This is a genomic window from Bacteroidota bacterium, assembly GCA_039714315.1.
Lineage (GTDB): Bacteria > Bacteroidota > Bacteroidia > Flavobacteriales > JADGDT01 > JADGDT01.
In genome coordinates, this window is the sequence record JBDLJM010000156.1 from 1 (window position 1) to 6,970 (window position 6,970).

The window sequence follows — 6,970 nt, forward strand, 5'->3', positions numbered from 1 at the left end:
CCCTCTTTGGGATAAAGATTATTCCTTGAAAGGTAGAAAATACCCCAATTGCTTCTGTCCAGAATAATTGGCCCGGTAGAAATATACAGACTGTCATTGCTTATGCTAATATTACATTCGAAATCTGTACAAATATCTCTTTCGAAAATAATAAAATCACCAGATAAACTGTAGTCATTATTACCTGTTTTTATGGCTGAATGTAATTTAAACCTGGCTTCCGGATAATCTTCTGTTCTAAAAAACTCTATTGATTTAAGAACATTTTCAAGAGTTCCCTGCAGGAGTTTATTATCTATATCTGTATTAGTAATACTATTCATATCAACTACTAATTCAGCATCTACTAATTCCTTTCCATTAAAGGTTAAATAACCATTTAAAAAATTTAAATTTCCCTTATGCAGTGAACAATCCCAATGTAATTTACTTTTGGTGGTATCTATTGAGTAGTACACAAAATCCTGATTGTCTTGTCTGATTTTTGTTGGAGGTGTTGCGAATACAAATAACCCGATAAGAGAAAACAACAATAGAAACTTTCCTGTACTTAAGACATGCATTTTGTTTTATTTAAATATTTATTATTTAATCATTTTGTATCCTGCCATACACCGGTTGCGAGCCCTTCTTTGTTTATAAAACGTTTAATTTCTTTTGGAATATTAACAGCACCTTTAAAATTGGTATTTTCAAATTCTGTTCCAAAAAAATTACACCCTTTTAAATCTGCCCCTCTAAAATCAGTTCCCTGTAAGTGTCCACCCTGAAAATTAGCATACCATAGTCTGGTGTTAATAAATGATGATTCCTCCAGGCCTGCACCTGTGAAATCAGCATAAGAAAAATCGCAACTGTCGAGTTTTGATTTTATGAGGACAGCTCTAAAGAGTTTGGTTTTTATACCTGTAGAACCTGTTAAATCGCTTTCCAGAAATTCCGAGTCTTTCATTAAAGCTCCTGAAAAATCGCAATTTCGCATGGTAGTATGATGACCTTCCATTCCGAACATGTTTGCTCCTCTAAAATTTGAATTTGATAGAGGAACATGGTTGACTTTTACATGAAATAACCTGCTTTGCTGAAAATTTATACTATCCATGGTTGATCTATCAAAAATTGACCATCTTATATCTGCTACTCTAAAATCTGATTTTCTGTAATTCCCGTCAGTGCATCGTGCAGACCTAATAGATGCTCCCCTAAAATCACCTTCAATAACATTGATCTTAGGCCAATATACTTCATCTAGTGAATCAAGCCTGAAATCATCACCGTTTTGCGGAATGGCTTTAATTCCTTTGTGTCGTTTTTTGCCGTTGGAGAGAAAGCTTTCTTCATCGATAATGGATTGAATTTGATGCGGCTCTAAAAATATAGCTAATTCCGGTAATGAAGTCGTATCCGGTTGATTAGGGAATAACTGCTCAACAGCCGATGAACTCATATTGCTGCAGGAGTAGAATAATCCGGTAATTAAAATTATTCCTGTGTTTTTAACTATATCTATCATCTGCTATAATAATTATTGGCAATATTTTTATAATGACTTAAACATCAAAAATTATATCTTTTTAAACTACATCATTTCTGTTAAAATATCTATTCCCCAAAAAAGCAAAAAGAAAGCCTAAACCTAATGGGTAAATGATTGAAAAAATAATAAATACCTCACGACTTACCGTATCTAATACATAGTACGATGCTGTTCCCATAACTGTTAATTTTGGGTCGAATAGAATTAAACTACCTGTTCTGAATACCTGTAAAGGGTTCAGCATTCCAATACCTATTATCAATTCGGGATTACCACGCATTTTCAACATAATACCTATTAGAATTAAGTCGATAAATGCTACTAAAATCAACCAAATAATAAACGCTGTACTCACTGCAATTTCCTGTGATGATGCTCTGGCAGATATATACATACTCAATCCAAGAAAGAAAAACACCAATGTAGCCAATAAGATACTATACAAAAAGAATAAATCCCAAGGCACTTCTATGTTAGTGATCAAAGCCCAAATAACAGCTCCTACTAACGCAATAAAGACCGGTGTATAGATTATCAGGAATCGTCCGAGAAGTTTTCCCCAGAAATAGCTGCTAAAGGATATAGGCAGAGATAATACATATTCCATTACGCTGTTTTCTCTGTCACCAACAACCGAACGCACTGTAGATATTAGCACATAAATTGGTAGTACAGCCATGCTAATTTGCATGAAGGTAACCATAAGACGACTTAATCCTACAAAACCTATAATTTGAGACTCTGTAATGCCTGAAGTAAACATTGTGGCAACAAATCCACCGAATAACAGACTATATGCCCAAAACCAACGCGACCGTAAACTTTGGCGTATGTCTGAGTGTATGATCTCTTTTGTGCTTTGAAAACTATTCATAGAATTACTGATCTTGTATTGATTTATAATAATTATGTTTCTAACATAATTTGTGTGGAAAATAAAAAACAGTTTACATATAAGTGTAAGATTATAGGATGATTAGATTGTTGATACAATAATCTCATACTCTCATAATCTTTTACTCTTTTTTATTACGCTCTTTCTCAAGTTTTTCCTCTAATTTTTTCAACTTTTCAGGATTATCTTTCATCATTAACATTTTTTCCTGGATAAAGCCTTCGCGCATGGTTTTTCCCTCATTTATACGTTGTATTACCTCATTAAAAGTGAAAATACTATCTGCATCCGGTTTTTCGGCATAGGCTGAATATCCATAACCCATAGGGGTATGCTTGCCAAAGTCGTAATAAGCAGATTCAGCATCAATCCAGTTTGACGGGTCATTTCCCTTACCGGCATCTCCTATCCAAAATTTTACTTTATCTCCTTTCCATTGATTCCAGGTTGAAGAGTCTCTCATTTCTTCGACCAAACAACCAATATCATCATACCAGTGAACTTCTCCATATTCATTAATGGATTGGGCATTATAGCGTTGATCAGTCAATCCCATTAGACATATGTGACAAACATCACGATCAAAATTGATGTCACGAGGTTTAAAATCGGTTTGTTGCTTGCAAGAGGTCATAAAGCCTATGAGTACAATTACAAATGATATTTTTTTCATACTTATCATTTTATATTTCTTTCAAAAATATATTTATTACACCTGTTTATTTACCACAATTTTACCCATATCCATTTCAACTAAGCGGTTAACTAAGTTTTTAACCTCATCAATTCTGTGACTGCTAATAATCATCAAAGCATTTTTATCGAATTTGTGTAAATAGTCGAATAGTATTGTTCGGGCCGTAGGGTCAAGGTTAGCAGCCGGTTCATCCATCAATAAAATTTTCGGTTTTCTTCCTAAAGCAAATGAGACCAGGAGCTTTTGTTTCATGCCTCCCGAAAGTTTCATAAATGGTTTGTTAATATTGAGTTTCACATCCAGGCCCAGATTTTCACTGATATCAATAAATTCCTGTTTATCAGTTTTGGTAAGAGTGGCAAAAAACTCCAGCATTTCTTTCACAGTCATCTTTATTGGAGGTGGAATCTGGGGTACAAATCCAATATTTTGAAGTATTATTTCTCTTTCTTTTCGTGGGTTCATCCCGAGAACTTCAATATTTCCTTCATAATCATACAACCCCAATATACTTCGTATCAGCGTTGTTTTTCCTGCTCCATTCTGACCGACCAAAGCAATCCTTTCACCGGCTTTAAACTGATGAGATAAATCTTCAATTACAGCAATCTTTTTAAAAGATTTTGTCAATTGATCAATTGTTATTAAGGGTTCAGTATTGTTCAATATTTAAAGGTTTAAGTTTTTTAGATTAATTTTCTCTTTATCATTCTGATAATTTTAATCAGAGTCTAATTTTGTCAAAACCGCGTATAGTAAATTTTAATGCATCTCCATAGCATACATCAACACACAAGCCGCATCTTGTACAATCTGCTCCGGCAAAGTGTACCTCTTTGGTAGCTGCGCCCCGTTTTACAAACCATAGTTCATGTGGCACCAAACAAACATCCTGACAATCTCTGCAATGACCACATTTTGATAAGTCAAACTCTATTGCCGTAGGTGTTATTTTACCAAAAGCACTATAGGTAACTCCTATCGGGCAAACATATCTGCACCAGAGACGTTTTGAATATACGATTTCTAAAAGTAACAATGCAACTACCCAAAGTAATAATAATCCGGGACCGTAAATAATAGCTCTTGAAATTATGCCTACAGGGTTAAGAGTTTCGAAAACTAATATTTTTGTAAAAACGGCCAGTAATAGAAATCCTGCCCAAAAAATATATTTAATCCCTATTTTATAGTTATGTTCTTTTATTTTTTTCTTTTTCACTAAATAATCGTGCAATTTTTCGGCATTTTCTGCTAGAAAATGATAAGGACATAACCATGAACAAAAAGTACGTCCGCCTAATAAAAAATAAAACATTAGTATTATAAAAAAACCTATAAAGAAGTTGGTTGTCAGCATTGCGAAGTATCCGGTTGTACTTCCAATAAACATTTCCTGAAGAGCATTATAGGGATCCATCAGGTAAATGCCGAAAAATCGGGAACCGCTTAGCGAACCTTCCAAAACTCCAATATCGAAAGTAAAAGAAGCCCAGAACAAAAAATTCATAAAAAGTAAAACTCCCCAACGTAAATTACGCCATTTGTTTTTGTTTGGATTAGTTGCCTTCCATTCTTTAAAAGTTATACCTAATTTAGAATGCGGTAATTCTTCTTTTGGTTTTGCCGGTATTGGTGTTAGTTTTTTAATGTTTATCATCAGAAAATATTTTAACTCATTTCTAATTTATCTATTTCTATACTACCCGGTGTTGATGGGCAAATCATAACACAAACCCCGCAACCCGTACATGCATCCAATACTATTGGCTGCCATTGTTTATTACCGTTTGTCCCTGTTTTTTCCTCCAAAATAATTGCTGATTCACCTATAGGACATTCGGTGACACACAAGTCACATATTTCACGGTCGAACTGATGGTCATTTACCAGAGAAGCTTTTCGTTCCTGTCGTTTAGGGTTAGGGGAGCGGTATATCCCTTTAAAGTCTGATTCTCTGGGTACACCTTTAAATCCTTCTCCTTTAACTGCTAAACAGGTGCCGGTATTTATTACTGCCAGACCCATTTTTGTTTCTGCTTTCATGGCTTGCGACTGAACAATGAATGGATTATAATCAGCTCCGGGATCGGGATTAGCTTTTTGATATTCTGTTAATGCATCTTCTCCGGCTTTTTTAAAGGGAAGAAAGTCTAAAGCTGCAGTTGGGCAGGTTTCAACACATTGCATTGCATCGCACGAAAAGTCACAAGCCTGCATTAGCGGATCAATATATGGAGTTCCATATGAAAGGCCGTCTTTAATGTCGGCTAGTTTCACAGCTTCTATTGGGCAAATCTGAACACAAAGTCCACACTTGATACAGGCATATATTAATTCATCTTCATTTATTGCTCCCGGGGGGCGTAATAGTGTTTTGACATTTTCCTTATTGAGTTTCTTTAAATAATTTACTCCTGCTCCAACAGCTCCCAGAGCAGCTACTGCAAAGGCTCCGTTTTTAAGAAATTGTCGTCTGTCAATATCTGAATTTGATTTTTTCACAATGCTGAATTTTAATAATTACGGTCTGTGTTTTTCTTCCATTTATAAATCGGACTCTTGTCTTTTAATACAAATTTTGGCTTGGAAAATGGAGCCAGCCTCTCCAGAAAGTCTAAAACTTCCAGAATAGGAGCGCCATAAAAGAATTTTACATTTTTATTGAATGCCCATAAATGTTCACTGTAGCTATATAACCTATAAGGGATGTCTCCTACATTGTCGCTATTTTTATCGAAGCCCTGATAATCGCTCCAGTAATTTCCTTCAAATTTATTGTGGTTGGCTGTTTTACCACGCGTATATACTTGCGTAAGGTTATCGTGTAGATAGTTTTCTTTTATCAGGTTACCTTCAAGGTCTGAATGAAAAAGCATTCCCACATTACAAAATGCTATTTCATTGCCTACAACAGTGTTGATTTTTTCAGGAACAAATGGCGATACATCAAAGTGAATACCATATGCCGAATACAAAAAACGATTATTTAATATTTGGTTCGAAGAGGTTTCCTTTAAACCTAAACACATTCCTGTTGAACCAACCGATCCCTGAATTAAATTCTCTGAAAGAATAGTTTGTTCGCTGTACATTAAAAATACCCCAACGGAGTTTTGATAAAATTCGTTTTTATGAATACGGTTGTTGTGTGCATACATGAAGTGGATGCTATATCTGTTTCCAACACCTTTATTGCCTTCAAAGTGATTTTCGGACGAATACCAAACTACCATATCACGTACTTCGTGCCAATAATTAAACATTATTTTATTGTTGGTTGAATACCAAAGGCGAATAGCATCACCTTTTAGAGCCAGAGGTTTTCTTTTGATAGAAGAAATGTCATTATGTTCTACAACACAATCATCTGATTTAAAAATATCAACTCCAAATAAACATTCATCAATCAGGTTATTTTTTACTGTTGTATGATTGGCTTCAACAATTTTTACGCCGGCATCTAATCTGTCAGGTGAGTCACCTGAGTTTGTTATATGTAGATTTAATATGCTTACTCCATCAGCTTTTACATATATTACTGATTCATTACCCATACCTGATATAGTTGCTTTACCACTACCATTAATTACAATGTTAGGAGTCTTAATAGTTGCAGGTCCGGTATAGAATCCCGGTTTTAAATTAAGTGTATCGCCGGGTTTTAGATTGCGCAACAGAGTATTGAGAAAAACCTGGTCCTTTTCAGAATTGAATGGAGTTATTTCGCTAATTAAGCCTGATGTTCTGTTATCTTGCTCTTGCGAAAAAACACTCCATTGTAATAGTATTGCCAATACGAGGAAGTAGATTTTCATATGTATATAATTTAATGTTTTGG

The 6,970-nt window shown here is 34.7% G+C and carries 8 protein-coding genes; all 8 read right to left on the bottom strand.

Annotated elements, in window-relative coordinates; all coding sequences use genetic code 11:
- A partial coding sequence (locus tag ABFR62_12285) for a YceI family protein (protein MEN8139201.1) occupies window positions 1-563 on the bottom strand: 563 nt, incomplete at its 3' end.
- A 29-nt stretch (window positions 564-592) separates the two neighbouring features.
- Window positions 593-1,513 carry a pentapeptide repeat-containing protein gene (locus ABFR62_12290; protein ID MEN8139202.1) on the bottom strand — a complete coding sequence of 307 codons (921 nt, stop codon included), beginning with the start codon at window positions 1,511-1,513 and terminating at the stop codon, window positions 593-595.
- 61 nt (window positions 1,514-1,574) lie between these two features.
- Entirely contained in the window at window positions 1,575-2,411 is an 837-nt protein-coding gene (locus ABFR62_12295) for an ABC transporter permease subunit (GenBank protein MEN8139203.1), read from the bottom strand.
- Between the two features lie 142 nt (window positions 2,412-2,553).
- Window positions 2,554-3,105, bottom strand: a complete 552-nt coding sequence (locus ABFR62_12300) for a nitrous oxide reductase accessory protein NosL (GenBank protein ID MEN8139204.1) — start codon at window positions 3,103-3,105, stop codon at window positions 2,554-2,556.
- A 36-nt stretch (window positions 3,106-3,141) separates the two neighbouring features.
- A complete protein-coding gene (locus ABFR62_12305; GenBank protein MEN8139205.1) occupies window positions 3,142-3,795 on the bottom strand; it encodes an ABC transporter ATP-binding protein in 654 nt (217 codons plus the stop codon).
- 58 nt (window positions 3,796-3,853) lie between these two features.
- Window positions 3,854-4,789, bottom strand: a complete 936-nt coding sequence (locus ABFR62_12310) for a NapH/MauN family ferredoxin-type protein (protein ID MEN8139206.1) — start codon at window positions 4,787-4,789, stop codon at window positions 3,854-3,856.
- A gap of 11 nt (window positions 4,790-4,800) precedes the next feature.
- Window positions 4,801-5,634, bottom strand: coding sequence for a 4Fe-4S dicluster domain-containing protein (locus tag ABFR62_12315; GenBank protein ID MEN8139207.1), 834 nt, complete (start codon window positions 5,632-5,634; stop codon window positions 4,801-4,803).
- 11 nt (window positions 5,635-5,645) lie between these two features.
- Window positions 5,646-6,970 (bottom strand): nitrous oxide reductase family maturation protein NosD (gene nosD, locus ABFR62_12320; protein ID MEN8139208.1); only part of this gene is annotated, 1,325 nt, incomplete at its 5' end.

What these genes read in the sequence shown, in the direction of transcription:
- ABFR62_12310 (MEN8139206.1), bottom strand. Translation starts at nt 4,789, where the DNA reads ATGATAAACATTAAAAAACTAACACCAATACCGGCAAAACCAAAAGAA.
- ABFR62_12300 (MEN8139204.1), bottom strand. Translation starts at nt 3,105, where the DNA reads ATGAAAAAAATATCATTTGTAATTGTACTCATAGGCTTTATGACCTCT.
- ABFR62_12295 (MEN8139203.1), bottom strand. Translation starts at nt 2,411, where the DNA reads ATGAATAGTTTTCAAAGCACAAAAGAGATCATACACTCAGACATACGC.
- ABFR62_12290 (MEN8139202.1), bottom strand. Translation starts at nt 1,513, where the DNA reads ATGATAGATATAGTTAAAAACACAGGAATAATTTTAATTACCGGATTA.